The following is a 20,950-nucleotide window of genomic DNA, read 5'->3' as shown; positions in this document are numbered from 1 at the left end:
GGCTACTGCATTAGGAAAGCGATCATGAAAGAAGGCATCCACCCCAACTACCGCGAAGTCTGCTTCGTGGACCTGTCCAACGGCAGCCAGTTCATCATCCGCTCGTGCGCCAACACGAAAGAGACGATCAAGCTCGACGACGGCCGCGAGCTGCCGCTGTTCAAGCTGGAAACCTCCAGCGAGTCGCACCCGTTCTACACGGGCACGCAAAAGAGCGTGGACACGATGGGTGGGCGCGTGGAGAAGTTCCGCAACCGCTATGCGCGCGCGGGCAAGCCGTCCTGACCGGCTGCCGTTCCCGCAGCGGGCGCTCACGACAAAAGCAGCCGCGAGGCTGCTTTTTTGTTGCCTGCCCCGTGTAGGCTAACGCCTGTCGCCAGCCCTTGCCGCCATCACCCAACGTGCTGCAATCCACCCCTGCTCTCGTCACCGAACAGGCTGCCCGGCGCCTGCCGCGCTGGGTCCCGTGGCTGCTGATCGCCATCTACGTGCTGCCGGGCTTTCTGGGGCGCGATCCCTGGCGCACCGACGATCTGGCGGCATTCGCGGTCATGATCGACATGGTGCGCGGCGGCCCGTGGTGGACACCGCAGGTACTGGGCGAGCCGGCCTCGCCCCTGGCGTGGCTGCCCTATTGGCTGGGGGCACTGGCCATGCAATCGTTACCGCTGCCCGCCGAGCTGGCGGCACGCGTGCCATTCGTGGCCCTGCTGCTCGGCACCTTGGCCGCGACGTGGTACGCCACGTACCGGCTCGCGCGCCAGCCCGCAGCACAACCCGTGGCGCTGGCGTTTGGCGGTGAGGCGCGGCCGACCGATTACGCCCGCGCACTGGCCGACGGCGCGCTGCTGGCGCTGGTGGCCACCTTGGGGCTGGCCCTGCCCGCGCACGAGGTCACGCCCGCCGCAGCCCAGTTGGCCTTTGTCGCGCTGCTGCACTACGCCGTGGTGCGCGGTCTGGCGATCGACGACACCCCCGGCACTGGTCACGCCGCGCGGGTGCTGGCGTGGTGGTGGCTAGCGGCGTGGGGATTGGCGCTGTCGGGTGCCCCATGGGTGCTGTTGGCCATCAGCGCCGCCGCCCTGCTGTGGTGGCACCGAGTGCCGCTCGGACGCGCCGTTCGCTGGGGCGCGGCGCTTGGCACCCTATCGGCCCTGGCCGCGGCATGGGTGCTGGCCAACGCCGCGGGCCGCACAGGGGAATGGACGGCTGTGCGCTGGGAGGTTTGGACAACGCCGGCGACTTGGCTCAGCTACGGACGATTGTTGGGATGGTTCTTGTGGCCCGCGGCCGCGTTTGCCCTGTGGGCGTTGTGGCGCTGGCGCGGCCGTTGGCGCGAGCCGCACATCGGCTGGCCCGCGACCCTGGTGGTCATCGTGCTGGTGGCAACCTGGCTCGACGCGGGAGACGACCGAACGCTGCTGCTGGCCCTGCCGCCGTTGGCCAGCTTGGCCGCCTTTGCCCTGCCGACGCTGCGCCGCAGCGTCAGCGCGCTGATCGATTGGTTCGCGGTGCTTTTTTTCACGGGCGCCGCGCTCATCATCTGGATCATCTGGATTGCGGTGCACACGGGCGTGCCGCCGAAGCCAGCCGCCAACGTCGCGCGCCTGCTGCCGGGCTTCGAGCCCACCACGCACTGGGCCCTGTGGCTGCCTGCCCTGACGGCCACACTGGCCTGGTTGGGCGTGGTGGTATGGCGGCTGGGGCACCATCGCCCAGCCCTTTGGAAGAGCGTCGTGCTCTCGGCCGCAGGATCCGTCCTCAACTGGCTGCTGCTCATGACCCTATGGTTGCCGATGCTCAACCATGGCATGGGCCAGGCCCCGGTGTCGCAGCGCATCGCCGCGCTGGTGCCCGCTGGCGACTGCGTGCTTGTGCACGGGCTGGATGCGGCCCGTATCGCCGGTTTGCAGCATCACGGCGGACTCGAGGTGCGGCGCGCTGGGCAACCCGGCGGGCAGCGCTGCAGCCTGCTGGTGGTCAACCCCCGCGACTACCCTTCACTGGTGCAAGTCATCGACATCGCCGATTGGCGGCTGCGCACGGAGGTGCCCCGCCTGCGCGAAAACCGCGAGCGGTGGCTGGTATTCGAGCGGCGCTGAACGTCAGCCAAGATCCCGGGCCCGCACGCGGGCTGGTGGCAAGCGCAGCCGAAAGGTGGAGCCCACGCCAACCGTGCTGTCGATGAGCAGCTGGCCTCCGTGTCGCTGGGCGACGTGCTTGACGATGGCCAGTCCGAGCCCCGTGCCACCGCTGTCGCGCGAACGGCTGCGGTCGACCCGGTAAAACCGCTCGGTCAGGCGCGGCAGATGTTCGGCGGCGATGCCGGGGCCGTTGTCGGTGACGAAAAACTCAAGATCACCTTCACCCAACAGCCGCCAGCCCGCTTCGACCCGCCCGTCGGCCGGGGTGTAGCGCACCGCATTGCTGAGCAGATTACCCAAGGCGCTGAGCAGTTCGCTGCGCGCCCCCGCCACTTCGGCCGCCGGTCCCGGCACCCGCGCCAGCTGCTGGCGTCCGGCGTGCAGCACGCCAGCGAGCGCCTGCGCTTGGGCAAACGCCTCGTCCAACAGGTCGGCCACGTCCACCCATTGCGAGTCATCGGGCGCGGGGCTACCCTCCAGTCGCGACAGGGTCAACAGATCGTCGACCAAGGTTTGCATGCGCTGCGCATGCTGCTGCATAAGCGCCAGATAATGGCGCCGCTCGTCCTCCTGCAGGGGCAAGGTTTGCAGGGTCTCGATGAAGCCAGAGATCACGGTCAGCGGGCTGCGGATCTCGTGCGAGACGTTGGCCACGAAGTCACGCCGCATCGCTTCGGCGAGCTCAATGGTGGTGATGTCGCGCGTGAGCAACAGCCGACGCCCTTTGGCGTACGGGAATATCTGTACCGAGATGCGCTGGGGGTGCCCTGGGCGGGCGTGGCGACCGTCGATCTCGACCGCACGGGTGAAATCACGCTGGTTCAAATAGGCAATGAATGTCGGGTCGCGCACCAGGTTGCGGATGCGCTGGCCCAGATCGCGCTTGGCGTCGAAGCCCAGATGCTCGCCCGCGGTCAGATTGCACCACTCGATGGTGCCTTCCTTGCTGAGCAGCACGACACCATTGGGCGACGCTTGGATGGCAAGTAAAAATTCCTGCAAACGCGCATTGGCCTTGCGCGCTTTGCGGTTGGCCGCCTTGAGCGCGCGGCGCGTGCGCTCCACCAGCTCACCCCACCACGGCCCCACGTCGGGCAACCGAGAGACCGACGGCTCACGCAACCAAGCCAACACCCGCTGGGCACGCCGCTCGTCCCACGCCAGCCAGACCAACGCCCCCCCCAGCGCCCCCAGCACGCCCCACGTGCCGCCACCGGGCCACCACAAAGCCACCGCTGCGGGCACCGCGGTCGAGACCAGCAGTTCGAGCGCACGTCGCGTCATGATGGGGACATTATGACGAACCCCTGCGCCATCCCGCCGAATGGCGCAGCACGGATCACGCGGTGCGCACGCCGTCGGTCACCGACTCGATGGCCCGAGGCGAAAACCGGTATCCCGCGCCGCGCACGGTTTCGATCATCGCCCCGGCCGCCCCCAGGGCCTCGCGCAGGCGCTTGATGTGCACGTCAACGGTGCGCTCTTCGATGAAGACATGGTCGCCCCAAATGCGATCGAGTAGCGCCGCTCGCGTGTGCACCCGCTCGGGGTGCTTCATCAAAAAATGCAGCAGCCGAAACTCCGTGGGGCCGACCTTGAGCTCGCGGCCCTCGAACGACACGCGGTGCGCTGCCGCATCGAGCAGCAAACCACCGGCCTGAACCGTGTCGTTGACGGCTTCCGGTGCCCGCCGACGCAGGACGGCGCGAATGCGGGCCAGCAGCTCCTGGGTGGAAAATGGCTTGGTAACGTAGTCATCCGCGCCGGCATCGAGTCCCTGGACCTTGTCGGACTCCTCCGAGCGCGCCGTCAACATGATGATGGGGACGGTCTTCGTGCGCTCGAGGGTTCGCCACTGGCGTGCCAGCTGCACCCCGCTGCCGCCGGGCAGCATCCAGTCGAGCAGAATCACGTCGGGTAACACCGCTTCGACCTCGCGCACCGCTGCGTCGGCGTCGAACACCACGATCGGCGTGAATCCGTTGTGCCGCAGGTTGACCGCGATCAATTCCGCGATCGAGGGCTCATCCTCGACCACCAGAACACGGGGCAGCTTTCTCATTTGATGGCAGATTCGCGCTCGGCCGGCGTGGCGTGCCGGATGTCCTTGCCCATGGCCACATAGACCGCGGCCTCGGCGATGTTCTTCGCGTGGTCGCCCACGCGCTCGACCGCCTTGGCCAGGAACATCAGCCCCAGACACGGGGTGATCATGCGCGGGTCTTCCATCATGTAGGTGATCAGCTTGCGCACGAAGCCCTCGTACACCACGTCGAGGCGGTTGTCCTCGTCGATGACCTTGATCGCCGCCTGCACATCCAGCCGGGCAAAGGCGTCGAGCGTGGCGCGAATCGACTCGGCCGCCATCTTGGCGGCGTTGACCAGATCGTCGATGGGCAGCGCGCGCGGGGCACCGGCGTCGATGAAGTCCTTGGTCAGGCGTGCGATGCGCGCGGCCTCGTCGCCAGCGCGCTCCAGGTTGACGATGACGCGCGAGACGCCCACCAGCAGGCGCAGATCGCGCGCGGTGGGCTGGCGCCGGCTCATCACCGAGGTGATGTCGCGGTCGATCTCGACCTCGAGCCGGTTGACGCGCTCCTCCAGCTCCAGCACCTGCTGCGTGGCCGGCAGGTCGAGCTGATAGAGGGCATAGATGGCATGGCGAAGCTGCGACTCCACCACGCCCCCCATCTCGAGCACGCGGGTCGAGATGCGGTTGAGTTCCTCGTCGAACTGGCTGGACAGGTGTTTTTCCATGATCAGCCGAACCTCCCGGTGATGTAGTCCTCGGTTTCCGTGCGCTTGGGCTTGACGAAGATTTGCTCCGTCTCGCCAAACTCGATCAACTCGCCCAGATACATGTAGGCGGTGTAGTCGCTGCAGCGCGCGGCCTGCTGCATGTTGTGGGTGACGATGGCGATCGTGTACTCGGTCTTGAGCTCGTGGATCAGCTCTTCGATCTTGCCGGTGGAGATGGGGTCCAGCGCCGAGGTCGGCTCGTCGAGCAGCACCACCGAGGGCTTGACCGCCACGCTGCGCGCGATGCACAGACGCTGCTGCTGGCCGCCCGACAGCGACATGCCGTTTTGGTGCAGCTTGTCCTTGACCTCGTTCCACAGGGCCGCCTTGGTCAGCGCCCACTCGACGCGGTCGTCCATGTCGGACTTGGACAGCTTTTCGTACAGACGCACGCCAAAGGCGATGTTCTCGTAAATCGTCATCGGAAACGGCGTGGGCTTTTGGAACACCATGCCGATGCGCGCGCGCAGCAGGTTCAGGTCCGTGTCGGGGTCGAGGATGTTGCGGCCGTCGAAGCGGATTTCGCCCTCGGCACGCTGCCCCGGATACAGGCTGTACATGCGGTTGAGCGTGCGCAGCAGCGTGGACTTGCCGCAGCCCGAGGGGCCGATGAAGGCCGTCACGCGGCGCTCGGGGATGTCCAGCGAGACGTTCTTGAGCCCCTGGAACTGACCGTAATAGAAATTGAGGTTGCGGATCTCGATCGCGTTGCGCTCGGGCGCGGCCGAGGCCGCCCGGTTCTCGCCGAGTGCCGCTGCGGTAGAAATGGAGGCGGTCATGGTGGAATGTTCCTGCGTATCCTGCGTATCCTGGGAATGGGTCATCGGCTCACTTGGGCGCGCGCTCGCGGAAGTAGACGCGCGCCAGGATGTTGAGCAGCAGCACGGCGAGCGTGATCAGCAGCGCCCCGCCCCACGCCAGGCGGATCCAGTTGTCGTACGGGCTCATGGCGAACTGGAAGATGACCACCGGCAGGTTGGCCATGGGCTTGCCCATGTCGGTGTTGAAGAACTGGTTGTTGAGCGCCGTGAACAGCAGCGGCGCCGTCTCGCCGCTGATGCGGGCTACGGCCAGCAACACCCCGGTGATGACGCCGCTGCGGGCCGCGCGCAGCGTCACCATCGTCGCCACCTTCCAGCGCGGCGCGCCCAGGGCAAACGCCGCCTCGCGAAGGCTGCCGGGCACCAGCCGCAGCATGTTCTCGGTGGTGCGCACCACCACCGGCACGGCGATCAGCGACAGCGCCAGGCTGCCCGCATAGCCCGAGAAATTGCCCACCGTCGCCACGGCAATGGCGTAGACGAACAGACCCAACACGATGGACGGCGCCGACAGCATGATGTCGGTGACGAAGCGCGTCAGCGACGCGGTGCGGCTGGTGTCGCCGTACTCCGCCAGATAGACCCCCGCCAGAATGCCGATCGGCGTGGAAACCAGCACCGTCAGGCCAACGATCATCAGGCTGCCGACGATGGCATTGCGCAGGCCGCCGCCTTCGGTGCCGGGGGCCGGCGTGTCCTTGGTGAAGATGTTGCCGTCGATGGCCGCGATGCCGTTGGAAAACAGCACATACAGAATCCACAGCAACACCGCCAGGCCCAGGGCCATCGCGGCCATCGACAGGGTCAGGCCGACGGCGTTGGACAGCCGGCGCCGGGCGTAGAGTCGGTCGTCGATCGCCATGTCAGAGCCCCTTGGCCTTTTCGGCGCGCAAAATCATGAGCTTGGCCAGTGCCAAGACCACGAAGGTGATGAGGAACAACAGCAGCCCCAGCGCAAACAGCGCCGAGAGGTGAAAGTCGGCCGCTTCGGCAAATTCGTTGGCCAGCGTGGACGCAATCGACGTGCCGGGCGAAAACAGCGACGTGGGCATGCGGTTGGCGTTGCCGATGACGAAGGTCACGGCCATCGTCTCGCCCAGCGCGCGCCCCAGACCCAGCATGACGCCGCCGATCACGCCCTTTTGCGTGTAGGGCAGCACGATACGGCGCACCACCTCCCAGGTCGTGCAGCCCAGGCCGTAGGCCGACTCGCGCAGAATCCCGGGCACGATCTCGAACACGTCGCGCATGACCGCCGCGATGAACGGCAGGATCATGAAGGCGAGGATGATGCCCGCGGCCAGGATGCCCAGACCCGTGGGCGCACCGCCGAACAGCCAGCCGATCAGGGGCATGCCGCCGAGCAGGCTTTGCAGCGGCACCTGCACATAGTCCGCGAACAGGGGCGCGAACACGAACAGGCCGAACATGCCGTAGATGATGGAGGGTACCGCGGCGAGCAGCTCCACCGCGGTGCCGAGCGGCCGCCGCAGCCAGACCGGGCACGTCTCGGTCAGGAACAGCGCGATGCCAAAGGCCAGCGGCACCGCCAGCAGCAGCGCGATGCCGGCGCTGATGAGGGTGCCGACGATGGCGATGGCGGCACCGAACTCCTCGTTGACGATGTCCCACTCCACGTACCACAGGAAGCGGATGCCGAACTTCTGGAATGCGGGCCAGGCGTTGATGAACAGCGAGACGATGATGCCCAGCAACGCCAGCAACACCAGCAGGGAAAACGCCTGCGTCAGCCGATGGAAGACGACATCCTGCAGCCGCTGGCGGCGGGCGATCGCCGTCACGCGGGACGCATCGGCGGCATCGGGGGCTTCGGTGGGGTGGGTCATGGGAATGTCCACGTTCATCGACCTGAGGCTCCGGAGAATATCCAACAAAAACCCGTCGGCGCTCACAAGCCGCCGACGGGCGCACGGGTCTCAGCGGATCACTTGTTGTTGATCTGCGACCAGACCTTGCTGCGGATCTCGGCGGTCAGCTTGTCGGGCAGCGGCACGTAGTCCAGGTCCAGCGCCATCTGCTTGCCGTTCTTGAAGGCCCAGTCGAAGAACTTGAGCACCTCGGCGCTCTCGGCCTTGTTGGTCGGCTCCTTGTACATCAGGATGAAGGACGCCGTGACCACCGGATAGGCGTTGTCGCCGGGCTGGTTGACCAGGGAGATGCCCATGCCGGGGACGCTGAACCAGTCGGCGCCGGCCGCGGCGGCGGCGAAGGTCGCATCGTCGGGCATGACGAACTTGCCGTTGCGGTTCTGCAACTGCATCACGGGGATGTTGTTCTTCTTGGCATAGGCGTACTCGACATAGCCGATCGAGCCCTTGATGCGCGAGACGTTGGCCGCCACGCCTTCGTTGCCCTTGCCGCCCACGGAGGTCGGTGCCGGCCACTTGACGGCGGCGCCCTTACCCACGGTGTCGGCCCATTCCTTGCTGACCGCGCTCAGGTAATCGGTCCAGTTGAAGGTGGTCCCCGAGCCGTCGGCACGGTGAACGACGGTGATGGCCTGGTCGGGCAGCTTCTTGCCCGGGTTCAGCGCGGCGATCTTGGGATCGTTCCACTTGCTGATCTTGCCCATGAACATCTCGGCCAGCACGGGGCCGGTGATGCGCAGCTCACCCTTGCCGAAGCCGTCCAGGTTGAACACGGGCACCGTGCCGCCGATGATGGCGGGGAACTGCACCATGCCGTCGCGCTCCAGCTCGTCGCCCGGCAGGGGGGCGTCGGTAGCACCGAAGGCCACCGTCTTGGCGCGAATCTGGCGAATACCGCCCGAGGATCCGATGGACTGGTAGTTCAGGCCGATGCCGGTGACCTTTTTGTACTCTTCCGCCCACTTGGCGTAGATCGGGAACGGGAAGGTCGCGCCCGCGCCGGTGATGTCGGCGGCCATGGCGGCGGAGCCCCAGCCCAGGGTGACGGAAGCCACGGCGACGGCGGCGACGGCCTTGAGGAATTGGCGTTTCATGCGGATCCTTTCGTGGTGTGCATCAACACGATCGGGAGTGTAGTGACGCTTTGTGACGGTTTTGTGACATCCGTGCGGCGCGGCACCGCGGCGCCGTCACGGGGGTTTGGTATGCTGCAGGCCGACGACTGGAAGCCCTGCATGCAAGACGGAACCCTGCTGGCCGCCCTGGACCTTGGATCCAATAGCTTTCGCCTGGAGATTGGCCGCTACCAGAGCGGCCACATCGAACGGGTCGAGTACCTCAAGGAGACGGTGCGTCTTGGGGCCGACTTGGACGAAAACCACACCCTCAGCCTGGTGGCGATGGAGCGAGGATGGGCATGCCTGGCCCGCTTTGCCGAGCGACTGCGCACGTTCGATCGCCGACAGGTTCGGGCCGTGGCCACGCAAACCCTGCGGGAAGCCCGCAACCGTGACGACTTTTTGGTCCGCGCCCAAGCCATTCTGGGGTTTCCGATCGACGTCATCGCCGGGCACGAAGAGGCGCGCCTGATCTACCAGGGCGTGACCCACTTGCTGCCGCACTCGGACGAGCGGCGCCTGGTGGTCGACATCGGCGGTCGTTCGACCGAGGTCATTTTGGGCCAGGGCTACCGCCCGCAACGCATGGAGTCGTACGGCTTGGGCAGCGTGGCGTGGTCGAACCGGTATTTCCCTGGGGGACGTGTCAGCGAGGGAGCGCTGCGGCGGGCGGTCATCGCCGCCCAAGCGGTGCTGGATGAGGTACTCGAGGTGTTCGTGCCCGGCAGCTGGGATGCGGTTTACGCCTCCTCCGGTACGGCCGGGGCGCTGGCCGACATGCTGGGGCTGGCCGGGTTTCCACCCGGCCTCATCACGCGCGAGGGCATCGATTGGGTGGCCGAGCGGCTGGTGCGCGCAGGCCACGTGGATGCGGTGCGCTTGGAGGGGCTCAAGGATGATCGCCGCCCCGTGCTGGCGGGCGGGCTCAGCGTCATGCTGGCGCTGTTCGACTTGTTTGGCTGGACGGTCGTCCATCGGGCTCAGGGGGCGCTGCGCCAAGGAGCGCTGGTCGATTTGATCGACCGCGCCTCGCTCGAGACCGACGTGCGCGAACGTACGGTACGCTGGTTGGCGCAAAAGTTTCAGACCGACGCCGCGCAGGCCGAGCGGGTGCGCAGCGTCGCGGTGCGCCTGTTCGAGCAGGTGGCCAGGCCAGACCCGAACAACGGGCGCTTTTCCCAGAAGCTGGCCTGGGCGGCGCGGCTGCACGAGATCGGCGCGCACATCTCGCACACGGACGCGCACAAACACGGCGCCTACATCCTGGATCATGTGGACGCGGCGGGCTTTTCGCTGCCCGAGTTACACCGGCTGAGTCTGCTGGTGCTGGGCCAGCGCGGCAAACTGCGCAAAGTAGAAACCATGCTGGAGGACGAGTTGTTCGTCAAACAGCTGCTGTGTCTGCGGCTGGCGGTGCTGCTGTGCCACGCCCGTCGGGATCCGGACGTCGCCACCGTGCAGCTGAAGCAGACGTCGACACGCCAGTTTCGGCTGACCACTGGCCCCGGTTGGGCGCGCCAGTACCCGCAATCGGCGTGGTTGTTGCAAGAGGAAGCCGAGGCTTGGTCACGCACGCCGTGGCGTCTGGTGGTCGATCTGGGCTGAGGGCCGGCACCGGTGGCGCTGGCTACAGCAGTTCCGGCGTCTGCACGCACAGCACGATGGTCTGCCAGTCTTGATGGCGCTCGCGCCGGCGCAGCCACCAGACCGACCCTTTGCGAATCGAACACTCACCCGACTCGATGCCCAGCAGCTGGGCCACCACCCGGCCCAGCGTCGGCTGGTGTCCCACCACCAGCGAAGGGTGGCGCGCATCGGGCCACTGCACCACGTCCAGCAGCGCCTGTGGCGACCCGTCGGGGCCCAGCTCGGGCCGCACGCGGTAGCGGCGCCCCAGGGCCAGCACGGTCTGCTCGGTGCGCACCGCGGGGCTGGACCAGATGCGGGTACCCTCAGGCAACTGGCGGTCCAGCCACGCGGCCATGCGTGCGGCCTGTTTTTCCCCGCGCGGGGTCAGGCGCCGCGACAGGTCGTCGCCGCCGCCCTCGTCGGTTTCGTCCAGGTCCTCGGCCTCGGCGTGTCGCCACAAAATCAAGTCCATCGCCATCACCCTTTCGTGCCGTAGCGCCCCATCAGCGTGGACTGCGCGGACAGCAGGCCGCTACCGCGCACCGACCGGCCCGCCGCGGCCGCCGCTTTGACGTATTGCCCGTCGGGCTGCAACAGCCAGGCGTCGCGCTGGTCGCTCAGGTACAGGTGCAAACACTCATCCATGATGCGCGCCCGTAGCTGGGGATCGGTGACGGGCCAGGCCAGCTCTACCCGCCGCAGCATGTTGCGGTTCATCCAGTCGGCGCTCGACAGCCACAGCTCCTCGGTCTCGCCGTAGCGGAAATAAAACACCCGCGAATGTTCGAGAAAACGGCCGATGACGGAGCGAATGCGCACATGGTCGGTGTAGCCGGGCACGCCCGCCGGGAGGATGCAGGCGCCGCGCACGATGGCGTCGATCTGCACCCCTGCCTGCGACGCCGCCACCAGCGCGCGCGCCAACAGCTCGTCCGTCAGCGCGTTCATTTTGAGCGTGATCTGGGCGGGCTGCCCCGCCTTGGCGGCCGCGATCGCGGCATCGATGCGCTCGAGCAGGCCTTTTTGCAACTGGAACGGCGCCATCAACACCTTGTGCAGCCGTGGCAGCCGGTTCTGGCTGGCGAGATGCCTAAAAATGTGGTCGATATCGACTGTCAGGGCCTCATCGGCCGTCAGGTAGCTCAGATCGGTGTAGAGCTTGGCCGTACCGGGGTTGTAGTTGCCCGTGGAGACGTGCGCGTAGCGCACCAGCCGCCCGTCCTCGCGGCGCGTGACGAGCAGCATTTTGGCGTGGGTCTTGAGGCCCACGATGCCATAGACCACTTGCGCCCCGACCGATTCGAGTCGTTCGGCGTGATTGATGTTGGCTTCCTCGTCGAAACGGGCCTTGAGTTCCACCACGGCGGTCACTTCTTTGCCGCGGCGCACCGCTTCGCGCAACAGCTCGGTCATCTCGCCACGGGAGCCGGTGCGGTAGATGGTTTGCTTGATGGCCAGCACCTGTGGGTCCTCGACCGCCTCGCGCAAAAACGCCAGCACCGCGTCGAAACTCTCGTAGGGCTGGTGGATGAGCACATCACCGCGCTTGAGCCGCTCGAAAAACGATTGCCCCGGCGTGAGCGCCACCGGCCAACCGGGCGTGAAACGCTCGAAACGCAGCGCCGGTGCGTCGATCAGGTCCACCAATTGGTTGAGCCGCACCAGGTTGACGGGGCCGGGCACGCGATAGAGGCTCTCGGGTGGCAAATTGAACTGTTCGAGCAAAAAGTTGGCCAAAAAGTCCGAACAGCCCGCCGACACCTCCAGCCGCAGCGCCTGACCATAGTGGCGCTGCTGCAGCCCCAGCCGCAGCGCGGTGCGTAGGTTTTTCACCTCTTCCTCGTCCAACGCCAGGTCCGAGTGGCGCGTGACGCGAAATTGCGAAAACTCCAGCACCGTGCGACCGGGGAAGAGATCCGGCAGGTGTGCACGGATGATGCTGGAGACGGACACGAAGTGCAGTTGCTTGGAACCCTTGACCGCTGGCATCTGCACGAAGCGCTTGAGCGCGCGCGGCACCTTGACGATAGCGATTTCGTTTTCGCGCCCGAACGCGTCGCGTCCCCCGAGCCGAACGATGAAGTTGAGCGACTTGTTGGCTACCTGCGGAAACGGGTGCGAAGGGTCGAGCCCGACGGGCAACAACAGCGGCTGCACTTCGTTGACAAAATACTCGCGCACCCAACGGCGCTGGCGCGGGTTGCGCTCACCGTGTGCGATGATGCGGATACCACGTTTTTCCAGGGCGGGCAGGACCTCATCGTTGTAAATGGCGTATTGACGCTCGACCAGCGCATGCACGCGCTCGGTCAATGCCCGGTAGGTCTCGACAGTCGCGGGGCCGCGCTGTTCGTTGGTCAGGCGCGCGGTGTGGTGCGGGGCGAAGCGGACCTCGAAAAATTCGTCCAGGTTGGACGAGACGATGGCCAGGTAGCGCAGCCGCTCCAGCAGCGGCACGTCGGCACGGCAGGCCCAGTCGAGCACGCGCTCGTTGAAGGCCAGAATGCTTTGGTCGCGGTCGAGAAAAGCGTGACGGGGGTGTGAGGGGTGGACTGCCTGGGTCATGGTCATCGCCGCCGGCGAGGCCGGCCGGTCAAAGGAAGGGCGGTGTGCCATCGCCTGCGATTATTGCCGCTTCGGCGTCCCGCCACGTGACGAAACGATGACAACCGGATTTATCCGGGGAACACATCAGCGCGTGTCGGGGTGTCCGCCGGTTCCAGCAGGCGACCATGCGCCCAATGGATGATTTCCAACCGCCCGTCACTGTGCTCCACCAAGGCGCTCAGGCTTTCCACCCAATCACCGTCGTTGCAATACAACACCCCATCGATCGTACGCATCTCGGGGCGGTGAATGTGCCCGCAGACCACCCCGTCGAGCCCGCGCCGACGCGTTTCGGCGGCCAGCGCCTCCTCGTATCGGGTGATGAAGCCCACCGCCGACTTGACCCGGTGCTTGAGGTACTGCGACAGCGACCAATACGGCAACCCGAGCCGCGCGCGTAAAGAGTTGAGGTGCCGGTTGAGCCGCAGCGCCAGCTCGTACGCCGTATCACCCAGATACGCCAGCCATTTGGCATACTGAATCACGCCATCGTAGAGATCACCGTGCGTCACCCACAAGCGGCGTCCGTCGGCGGTCACGTGCACCGCCTCGTCCACCACCTCTACCCCGCCGAACTGGTGGCCCACGAAGTGACGCACGAATTCGTCGTGGTTGCCCGGCACGAACACCACGCGACAGCCCTTGCGCGCACGGCGAAGGATTTTCTGCACCACATCGTTGTGGCTTTGCGGCCAGTACCAGCGCCGCCGCAGTTGCCAGCCGTCGATGATGTCGCCCACCAAGTACAGGCGATCACTGGGATGGGCCTTGAGGAACGCCAGCAACGCCTTGGCCTGGCAGCCGGGCGTGCCCAAGTGCACATCCGAGATGAATACGGTGCGCAACCGCTGGCGCCGCACCCCCAAGGGCTCGCCGTCGTCGTCCTCGACCAACGGCTCCACACAGCGCGCTGCCATCTTGGGCGTCCAAGCCCCGGCGGCCGCCGCCGGGGCCGTCGTGACGCTCGACCACCCGCTGCGCAACATCACGACCCCAGCAAGTGGCGCCGATAGCGGGCCGGCATGTCGCCCAGCCGCATCATCATCGGCAGATCGGCCGTGTTGAAGTCTGGATCCCACGCGGGGGGGCCGAGTACCTTGGCGCCCAATCGCAGATAGCCTTTGACCAGCGCGGGCGGCTCGACCGGAAGGCCGTCGTCCAACTCGTCCACCGGCAGCGGCAAGCGCGGGTGAACGTGATATTCGACAGGGGCGAGGTAACGCTCGCGCACCTGGCGCCAGATGCTGGCGGCGGCGTGCCCGCCCCCCGCCATGCCGTGCGGACCCTCGTGCTGCATCGGGATGCTGGCGCAGCCGATCATCACCTCTAGCCGGTTGCGCTGCATGAAGTCGGCCAGCGCCGCCCACAGCGCCATGATGACGCCGCCGTGCCGGTGCGCCGGGTGCACGCACGAGCGGCCCAGCTCGACCATTTGGTCGCGCAGCGACCGCAGCCGCGTCAGGTCGAATTCGGTGTCGCTGTAAAAACAGCCGACGCGACGCGCTTGCACCGGCGTGAGCACGCGGTAGGTTCCCACCACATCGCCGCTGGCACCGTCACGCACCAGCAAATGTTCGCAGTGGTCGTCGAACAAATCCACGTCGTGCCCGGGTAGCGGCGTGCGCAGGCGCGCCCCCATCTCCTCGGCAAACACGTGATACCTCAGCCGTTGCGCCGCGCGCACGTCATCGAGGTGTCGCGCCCAGACGACTTCGAGCGGCGCAGCGGGGCGAGCCGCTTCAGCCACCCCAGGGTGAAGTAACCTCCCGGCCGTGCGGCCAGGGGACAAATCCCCCACGGGTGTCAGGTGCAACGTGGGCGTGGGCACTTCTTTCATCATGTGGACGTCTCCGCAAAGTGGGGCGGGGAGCCGGCGATCGCCAGCCCGACCCCGTTGAACCGCATTCTGAAAACCCGTCATGACACGCCCTTGGCGAAAGCGTGTCATGGCCGTGACATGAGCCGCCCTGCCCCGCTGCGTCACGACGCCGTCACGTGCCCGTGTCAGGCTTGCCCACCATGCCTGCAGGTTTTTTTTGGCTGCTGGCGGCGCAGTTCTGCTCGGGCCTGGCCGACCACGCGGTACTGATCGTGGCCATCGCCTACCTTCAAGAACAACAGCATCCGCTGTGGTGGGCACCCTTGCTCAAGTTCGCCTTTACCTGGAGCTATGTGTTGCTGGCACCGGTGGCAGGCGCGTGGGCCGACGCCGTCCCTAAACAGCGCTTGATGGCGCAGATGAACGCGCTCAAAGCGGTGGCGGTACTGGCGCTGGTCGCGGGCTTGCAGCCCTTGCTGGCCTTCGCCCTGCTTGGCTTGGGCGCGGCACTGTACGCGCCCGCCAAGTACGGCTGGATCACCGAGTCGGTACCCGGGCGGCTGCTGGTCGCCGCCAACGGTTGGGCGGAGGTTTCGGTGGTGCTGTCGCTGCTGCTGGGCACGGCGCTGGGCGGCTGGTGGGTCTCGCCGATGTGGCGCTTGCCGCTGGATGGCACATGGGCAAACCTGCTTGGCCCGGTGTGCCCACCGACGGCGCTGCTGCCAGCCTTTGGGGTGGTGCTGGCGCTGTACGCGGTGGCGGCGTGGTGCAACGGCCGCATCCCTGCACGGGCAGCCCGACGGCCCTGGCAAACGGACGACTGGCGCCGCTTGTGGCCGCGCTTCTGGCACGACAACCGACGCCTGTGGCGTGACCTGCTCGGTGGACTCTCGTTGGCCGTGACCACGTCTTTTTGGGCCATCGGGGCGTTGATGCAGGTGGCTATGCTGCGCTGGGCCGAGCAGCGACTCGGGTTGCCGTTAGACCGAGCGGCCTACCTGCAGGCCACCGTCGCACTGGGTGTGATTGCCGGTGCCGGCTGGGCGGCACACCGCGTGGCACTGGTGCGCGCGTGGCGGGTGCTGCCAGCCGGTGTGGCCATGGGGCTGCTCCTCGCGGTGGGGGTACAACTCACTTCGACGCCGTGGGCGGTGGGGATTTTGATGCTGCTCGGCTTTTTGGGTGGTGTGTTGGTAGTGCCCCTCAATGCATTGCTGCAATATCGGGGGCATCGGCTGCTGCAGCCCGGCCAGTCGATCGCGATTCAGGGGTTCAACGAGAACGCGGGCGTGCTGCTGTCGACTGCACTGCTGGCCGCCGCCTTGCGTGCCGACGTCCCGCTGGTGCCGCTGTTGACGTCGCTGGGGCTCATGTTGTCCGCGTCGATGGCCGCGTTATGGCTGGTCACCCGCCAATGGCGGGCTGACCGTCCCACCAAGCCGACGAGCGAATGACGCCCGGCCCCGCGGCATGCGCGGCCAGCAGGCGAACCCAAATATGCTCTGTTTGGGTAACGATCCGGTCCCACCCCAAATGCGCCACCGCATCGGCCGCACCCGCGCGCAGGCGCGGCAGCCAGTCCCGCTCGCGCGCGAGGCGCCGGGCATGCTCGACGAAAGCGTCCTCATCGCCCACTGGCGCCAACCATCCGTTGACACCGGAGCGCACCACCTGGGCTGCAGCCGCGTAGTCGAAGGCCAACACGGGCAACCCGCTGGCTAGCGCCTCTAGCGTAACGTTGCCGAATGTCTCCGTCATGCTCGGAAAGGCCAACACATCGCCGCTGGCATAGGCACGCGCCAGTGCGTCGCCCGTCAGGGCCCCAGTGAAGACCGCCTGCGGGCAGTGTTCGGCGAGCCGGTCACGCATCGGTCCGTCACCCACCACCACCAGACGCCAGCGTGGGTCGATGTCGATCATCGCCCGATAGGTGCGCACCAGCAGCTCGAGATTTTTCTCCGGTGCCAGCCGCCCTACATAGAGCAACACCGGCGTATCGCCGGGCGCCCCCCACGACTCGCGCAAGAGGGGATGGCGGTGGCGCGGCGTGAATCGGTCGGTGTCCACGCCGCGTGGCACCACGATCAAGCGCTCGAACCCTTGCGCGCGCAGCGCGTCGGCCAGCGCCTGCGTGGGCACGAGCGTGCAGTCGGCCTGATTGTGAAAGCGGCGCAGATACGCCTGCACCGAGCGGCGCAGCCAGCCCACGCCGTAGTGGGTGCTGTACGCCTCGAAGTGTGTGCGAAAATCGGTGCTGACCGGCAGCCGCAATTTGCGCGCCGTACGCAGCGCCGACCAGCCCAAGGGGCCTTCGGTGGCAATGTGGACGATGTCAGGCCGGCGGTGCATCCACAGCGACTGCAGCGCACGCTGCGCGGGCAGCCCCATACGCAGCTGTGGATAGCGCGGAATCGGCAAGCCGCGCGTGAGCACCTGCTCCAGCCCCAGCCGAGCCCCCTCGCGGTCCCAACCGTCGCTGGTCTGGCGCGGGCGAATGACCTGCATATCGTGGTCACGACGCTGCAGCCCGCGCACCAGGCGCTCGACCGTGGTCGACACGCCGTTGACCTCGGGCGGAAAGGTTTCGGTCACCACCGAGACGCGCAGCGTGATGCGCCGGGGCGGGAAGCTCTCGATCATGATGCGCTCGTCCATGGCCAGCAGCATGCGTGGCCAGTGCGTCAAACGTGTGACAAGGGGCGGCTGCGGCATTGTCACGACGGCGTCACACGGTGACACCACGATGAAGCCCGCGCGCTGGGGCCCCTGCGGGCGGCTGCGGCGCAGCGACGAACTCCCCTGCATCTCGACGAGGACAACCGGCCATGCAACGTTTTTTACGCACCCTGCACGAACAGCGCTGGGACGATCACCGCTACTACCACCAAAGCCGCATCAACCAGACGCTGCACCTGATCAGCGCCTGCAGCTTTCTGGTGGCGTACGTTTGGGTCTTCTTCGACCCCGCGGTCGCGTCCCTCATCGCCTGGGGTGTGGCGATGATTGCTCGGCAGTCGGGCCATTTTTTCTTCGAGCCCAAGGGCTATGACGCGCGCAACCAATGTACCCACGAATACAAAGAAGCGATCAAGGTGGGCTACAACCTGCGCCGTAAAGTGATCCTGCACGCGGTGTGGGCCGCCGCCCCGATCGCGTTGTGGTGGGATCCGTCGTTCTTTGGTTGGCTGACTCCCCATGAAGACATGTGGGGCTTTTGGCGCAATGTGGGCTGGCTGTGGCTGTGGCTGGCCGTGGCCGCGCTCGTCGTGCGCGTGCTGCAACTGGCGGTGCAAAAGGACCTGTTCACCGGCATCGTGTGGGTGACCAAGATCCTGACCGATCCCTTCCACGACATCGTGCTGTACCACCGCGCCCCGTTGCACCTGTTGCGCGGCGAGCTGCTGGACCCGGGCCACCCGCGGGCGGGCTGAGCAGCCCCCGTCACGGCTGCGCGGGCGGGCGTCGCAACCAAGCACGCACCGTCTCGCGCAGCAGACCCCGCCGAATACGTCGCGCCCAGGCGGCGTCATCGAGTTCAGGATCCCGCCACCACCAGCCGTCGTCGCGCATGCGCCTGCAGGCGCGCAGCAGCCGCTGCAGCACCTCTTCCAATTCTTCATCGCGGATGGTGAGCGGAAAGATCCAGCGCCCCGTGCCCACCCAGCTCAGCGCCAACCCTTCATCGCGCAGGTAGTATTGCAGCAGCCAGTGGTAGCGCCCCGGTTGGTGGTACGTCAGCGTCCAGATGGACGACAGCGCCGCCACCCGTACCGGCAGGTCTGCAGCGCGCAACGCCTCATTGAAGCGGGCTTCCCAATGGCGCCAGCGCTCGTCGAGCCCCTCGTAGAGCCGGCTGACCTCAGCGGTGTCGAGCACACGCAAAAAGGCATTCATCGCTCCCATGACGGCGGGGTGCGCATTGAACGTTCCGCGTGCAAAACACAGGTCGGCGGGGCGCTCCGGCCGCCAGCGCTCCATCCAGCGACGCCGTCCACACACCACGCCCACCGGCAAGCCACCGCCCAGCGTCTTGCCGTAGCAGACCAGGTCCGCAGGCACACCGAAGTAGGCTTGCGCACCCCCCATCGCGAGGCGAAAACCGACGAACACCTCATCCAAAATCAGCGCCACGCCGGCGTCGGTGCACGCCTGGCGCAATGCCTGCAGCCACGCGGTATAGGCGGCGCGGTCGAAGCCTGCTTGGCGCGTCCCGGTGGCCAGCGTCGAGTCGCTGGGTGCTGCGCGGTTGGGGTGTAGCGCTTGCAGCGGGTTGACCAGCACGCAGGCGATGTCGCGCCGGGTGCGAATCACCCGCAGCGCGTGCTCGCTCATGTCGGCCAGCGTGTACGTCTCGCGCGGCGGCATGGGGTTGCCGGGGCCGGGTTGCACATCCTCCCACCAGCCGTGGTAGGCGCCGGCGAAGCGCACCACGTAGCGCCGTCCGGTGTGGTAGCGCGCCAAACGCACCGCCTGCATCACCGCCTCGGTGCCGGACATGTGAAATGTCACATCGTCCATGCCACTGATTGCCTTCAGGCGCGCGACGTTGTCGGCCACACAGGGGTGCAGCCCGCCCAGCACCGGGCCCAATTCGGCGCCGATCTCAACCCCCTGCCGCGTCAGCGCTTTGTACGCGTCCAGCCCCAATAGATTGACGCCGTACGAGCCGGTCAGGTCGAAGTAGCGGTTGTCGTCCAGATCGACCAGCCAAGGACCGTCGTTGCGTGCCCAAAAGGCACCGATGGGCAACTCGCGCGCCAGTTCCGCGAACGGATACGGCACCCGGTAGCGCCCGGTCAGTCGCAAGTCGGGCATGCCGTCGCGCGCCTGCGCGGTCAGCGCCAGTGTGCGCGGGGCGCGCTCGCGCAGCCGCTCACCGAGCGCCTGCCACGCCGCCCGTCGCTGCTGCACGATAGGTGGCGGCGCGCCATCGAGCGCAAAGGCTTGCGGCGCCTGCCACTGATACGCCGGCAGCGCCCGTGCCACCCGTTTGGCCATGCGCACGTGCCCCGCCAGCGAGGGGTGTTTGGCACGCGACAGTTGCAGCCTCCGCCATCCCCAGGGGAGCCCCGCCGCGGTCACCAGGGCGGGCCACCAGGTCCATTCGATCATGTCACGGTCCCTTCAAACAGTCGTGGCATGGTTATAACCATGCCCTTTGACACCCGTGTGAAAGCCGCGCTGGACCAACCCCGCACCGGCTGGCGTGCCTACCTGCCGGCGGCGGATACGCTCAACTTCGTGCTCACCAACCACGTCCCGCGCGCCTTGTTGACGTACGCGATGGGTTGGTTCAGCCGGGTGCGATCCCCGGGGTTGACGCGGATCTCGGTCACGCTGTGGCAGCGCTGGTCGGATTTGGATCTCAGCGAAGCCGCACCGGGCCCCTACCGCAGCCTGCGCGACGTGTTCACGCGCGCCCTGCGCCCGGGGGCACGCCCGTTCGACGACGATCCAGACGTGCTGTGCAGTCCGTGCGACGCCATCGTCGGTGCCTGCGGCCCCGTCCTGGGCACGCAGGCGTGGCAAGCCAAGGGGCTGACTTACCGGCTAGAGGAACTGATGGGGCCGCGGGCGGCTGCGCGCTACACGGACGGCCACTTCGTGACCTTGCGCCTGACAGCGACCATGTACCACCGCTTTCACGCGCCGGCCGACATGCACGTGCACCATGTGCACTACATCAGCGGTGACGCGTTCAACGTCAACCCAGCGGCGGTGCGGCGTATCCCGCGCCTGTTTTGCCGCAACGAGCGCGCCGTCGTCGAGGCCACGCTACAAGGCGCCGGCCACGACATTGCACTCGTACCCGTGGCGGCGATTCTGGTGGCCAGCATCCGGCTGCACTTCGTCGATGTGACGCTGCACCTGCGCTGGCGTGGGGCCCATGACATCCCGTGCGACGCCCACGTCGCGCGCGGTGAAGAGCTGGGCTGGTTCGAGCACGGCTCCACCATCCTGATGTTCGTGCCCCGAGGCTGGACGTTGGCCACCGGGATCGAGCCGGGCCGCGTGATCCGCGCCGGGCAAGCGCTGTGGCGGCGCATCGACGGCAGTGCCAGGGTTTGACAGGCAGTCCCCGTACCGCGGATTGGGCCCACAGGTGGGAACCAGACACCCGCAC

Annotated in this window: 19 protein-coding genes; 6 read left to right on the top strand and 13 right to left on the bottom strand. The window is 66.9% G+C overall.

Translation table 11 applies throughout. The annotated features are described in order from the left end of the window. Positions 1 to 24 precede the first annotated feature (24 nt). Together ACPP3B_RS11850 and ACPP3B_RS11845 are read left to right on the top strand one after the other, a co-directional pair. Complete coding sequence (locus tag ACPP3B_RS11850) at positions 25 to 285, top strand: type B 50S ribosomal protein L31 (protein WP_424859111.1); 261 nt, start codon at positions 25 to 27, stop codon at positions 283 to 285. Positions 286 to 401: 116 nt separating this feature from the next. Beyond that, positions 402 to 2,102 (top strand): hypothetical protein, encoded by a 1,701-nt coding sequence (locus ACPP3B_RS11845; protein WP_424859110.1) that lies wholly within the window; start codon positions 402 to 404, stop codon positions 2,100 to 2,102. A 3-nt stretch (positions 2,103 to 2,105) separates the two neighbouring features. On the opposite strand, the gene phoR is transcribed toward ACPP3B_RS11845, so the two are convergent. The 7 genes from phoR to pstS form a co-directional block, all read right to left on the bottom strand. Further along, positions 2,106 to 3,428, bottom strand: coding sequence for a phosphate regulon sensor histidine kinase PhoR (phoR, locus tag ACPP3B_RS11840; protein ID WP_424859109.1), 1,323 nt, complete (start codon positions 3,426 to 3,428; stop codon positions 2,106 to 2,108). A gap of 55 nt (positions 3,429 to 3,483) precedes the next feature. Next, a complete protein-coding gene (gene phoB, locus ACPP3B_RS11835; protein ID WP_424859108.1) occupies positions 3,484 to 4,206 on the bottom strand; it encodes a phosphate regulon transcriptional regulator PhoB in 723 nt (240 codons plus the stop codon). Continuing rightward, a complete protein-coding gene (phoU, locus tag ACPP3B_RS11830) occupies positions 4,203 to 4,904 on the bottom strand; it encodes a phosphate signaling complex protein PhoU (protein ID WP_143968137.1) in 702 nt (233 codons plus the stop codon). The genes phoB and phoU overlap by 4 nt, the downstream gene beginning before the upstream one ends. After that, positions 4,904 to 5,722 (bottom strand): phosphate ABC transporter ATP-binding protein PstB, encoded by an 819-nt coding sequence (pstB, locus tag ACPP3B_RS11825; RefSeq protein WP_068609968.1) that lies wholly within the window; start codon positions 5,720 to 5,722, stop codon positions 4,904 to 4,906. The genes phoU and pstB overlap by 1 nt, the downstream gene beginning before the upstream one ends. Positions 5,723 to 5,771: 49 nt before the next feature. Further along, positions 5,772 to 6,626, bottom strand: coding sequence for a phosphate ABC transporter permease PstA (gene pstA, locus ACPP3B_RS11820; protein ID WP_058615584.1), 855 nt, complete (start codon positions 6,624 to 6,626; stop codon positions 5,772 to 5,774). Between the two features lies 1 nt (position 6,627). Continuing rightward, positions 6,628 to 7,611 carry a phosphate ABC transporter permease subunit PstC gene (pstC, locus tag ACPP3B_RS11815; protein ID WP_424859107.1) on the bottom strand — a complete coding sequence of 328 codons (984 nt, stop codon included), beginning with the start codon at positions 7,609 to 7,611 and terminating at the stop codon, positions 6,628 to 6,630. Positions 7,612 to 7,709: 98 nt separating this feature from the next. After that, positions 7,710 to 8,747 (bottom strand): phosphate ABC transporter substrate-binding protein PstS, encoded by a 1,038-nt coding sequence (pstS, locus tag ACPP3B_RS11810; RefSeq protein WP_424859106.1) that lies wholly within the window; start codon positions 8,745 to 8,747, stop codon positions 7,710 to 7,712. A gap of 141 nt (positions 8,748 to 8,888) precedes the next feature. Between pstS and ACPP3B_RS11805 the strand changes: the two genes are divergently transcribed. Further along, entirely contained in the window at positions 8,889 to 10,376 is a 1,488-nt protein-coding gene (locus ACPP3B_RS11805; RefSeq protein WP_424859105.1) for an exopolyphosphatase, read from the top strand. Between the two features lie 22 nt (positions 10,377 to 10,398). Here the strand turns inward: ACPP3B_RS11805 and ACPP3B_RS11800 are convergent, their stop codons facing one another. The 4 genes from ACPP3B_RS11800 to ACPP3B_RS11785 all read right to left on the bottom strand — a co-directional run bounded on the left by ACPP3B_RS11800 (position 10,399) and on the right by ACPP3B_RS11785 (position 14,844). After that, positions 10,399 to 10,872, bottom strand: a complete 474-nt coding sequence (locus ACPP3B_RS11800) for a SixA phosphatase family protein (RefSeq protein ID WP_424859104.1) — start codon at positions 10,870 to 10,872, stop codon at positions 10,399 to 10,401. Positions 10,873 to 10,877: 5 nt separating this feature from the next. After that, on the bottom strand, positions 10,878 to 12,971 hold the full coding sequence (ppk1, locus tag ACPP3B_RS11795) for a polyphosphate kinase 1 (protein ID WP_424860192.1): 2,094 nt from the start codon (positions 12,969 to 12,971) through the stop codon (positions 10,878 to 10,880). A gap of 104 nt (positions 12,972 to 13,075) precedes the next feature. Beyond that, the gene (locus ACPP3B_RS11790) at positions 13,076 to 13,924 is read right to left on the bottom strand and encodes a UDP-2,3-diacylglucosamine diphosphatase (protein ID WP_424859103.1); all 849 of its coding nucleotides are present in this window, start codon (positions 13,922 to 13,924) and stop codon (positions 13,076 to 13,078) included. Between the two features lie 68 nt (positions 13,925 to 13,992). Further along, the gene (locus tag ACPP3B_RS11785; protein WP_424860191.1) at positions 13,993 to 14,844 is read right to left on the bottom strand and encodes a GNAT family N-acetyltransferase; all 852 of its coding nucleotides are present in this window, start codon (positions 14,842 to 14,844) and stop codon (positions 13,993 to 13,995) included. Positions 14,845 to 15,026: 182 nt separating this feature from the next. Between ACPP3B_RS11785 and lplT the strand changes: the two genes are divergently transcribed. Continuing rightward, complete coding sequence (lplT, locus tag ACPP3B_RS11780) at positions 15,027 to 16,280, top strand: lysophospholipid transporter LplT (RefSeq protein WP_424859102.1); 1,254 nt, start codon at positions 15,027 to 15,029, stop codon at positions 16,278 to 16,280. Here the strand turns inward: lplT and ACPP3B_RS11775 are convergent. Beyond that, the gene (locus ACPP3B_RS11775) at positions 16,231 to 17,493 is read right to left on the bottom strand and encodes a glycosyltransferase family 4 protein (protein ID WP_424859101.1); all 1,263 of its coding nucleotides are present in this window, start codon (positions 17,491 to 17,493) and stop codon (positions 16,231 to 16,233) included. The two genes, lplT and ACPP3B_RS11775, sit on opposite strands and share 50 nt — an antisense overlap. 158 nt (positions 17,494 to 17,651) lie before the next feature. Between ACPP3B_RS11775 and ACPP3B_RS11770 the strand changes: the two genes are divergently transcribed. Continuing rightward, the gene (locus ACPP3B_RS11770) at positions 17,652 to 18,257 is read left to right on the top strand and encodes a hypothetical protein (RefSeq protein ID WP_424859100.1); all 606 of its coding nucleotides are present in this window, start codon (positions 17,652 to 17,654) and stop codon (positions 18,255 to 18,257) included. Between the two features lie 10 nt (positions 18,258 to 18,267). Here the strand turns inward: ACPP3B_RS11770 and ACPP3B_RS11765 are convergent, their stop codons facing one another. Next, positions 18,268 to 19,938 carry an aminotransferase class III-fold pyridoxal phosphate-dependent enzyme gene (locus ACPP3B_RS11765; protein ID WP_424859099.1) on the bottom strand — a complete coding sequence of 557 codons (1,671 nt, stop codon included), beginning with the start codon at positions 19,936 to 19,938 and terminating at the stop codon, positions 18,268 to 18,270. Between the two features lie 39 nt (positions 19,939 to 19,977). On the opposite strand from ACPP3B_RS11765, the gene asd reads away from it, so the two are divergent. Next, positions 19,978 to 20,895: an archaetidylserine decarboxylase gene (asd, locus tag ACPP3B_RS11760; protein WP_424859098.1), complete on the top strand. Its 918-nt coding sequence runs from the start codon at positions 19,978 to 19,980 to the stop codon at positions 20,893 to 20,895. Positions 20,896 to 20,950 lie beyond the last annotated feature (55 nt).

It is taken from the genome of Tepidimonas sp. HKU77, assembly GCF_049728535.1.
Taxonomy (GTDB): Bacteria; Pseudomonadota; Gammaproteobacteria; order Burkholderiales; family Burkholderiaceae_C; genus Tepidimonas.
This window is presented reverse-complemented; position numbering and strand designations above follow the sequence as displayed.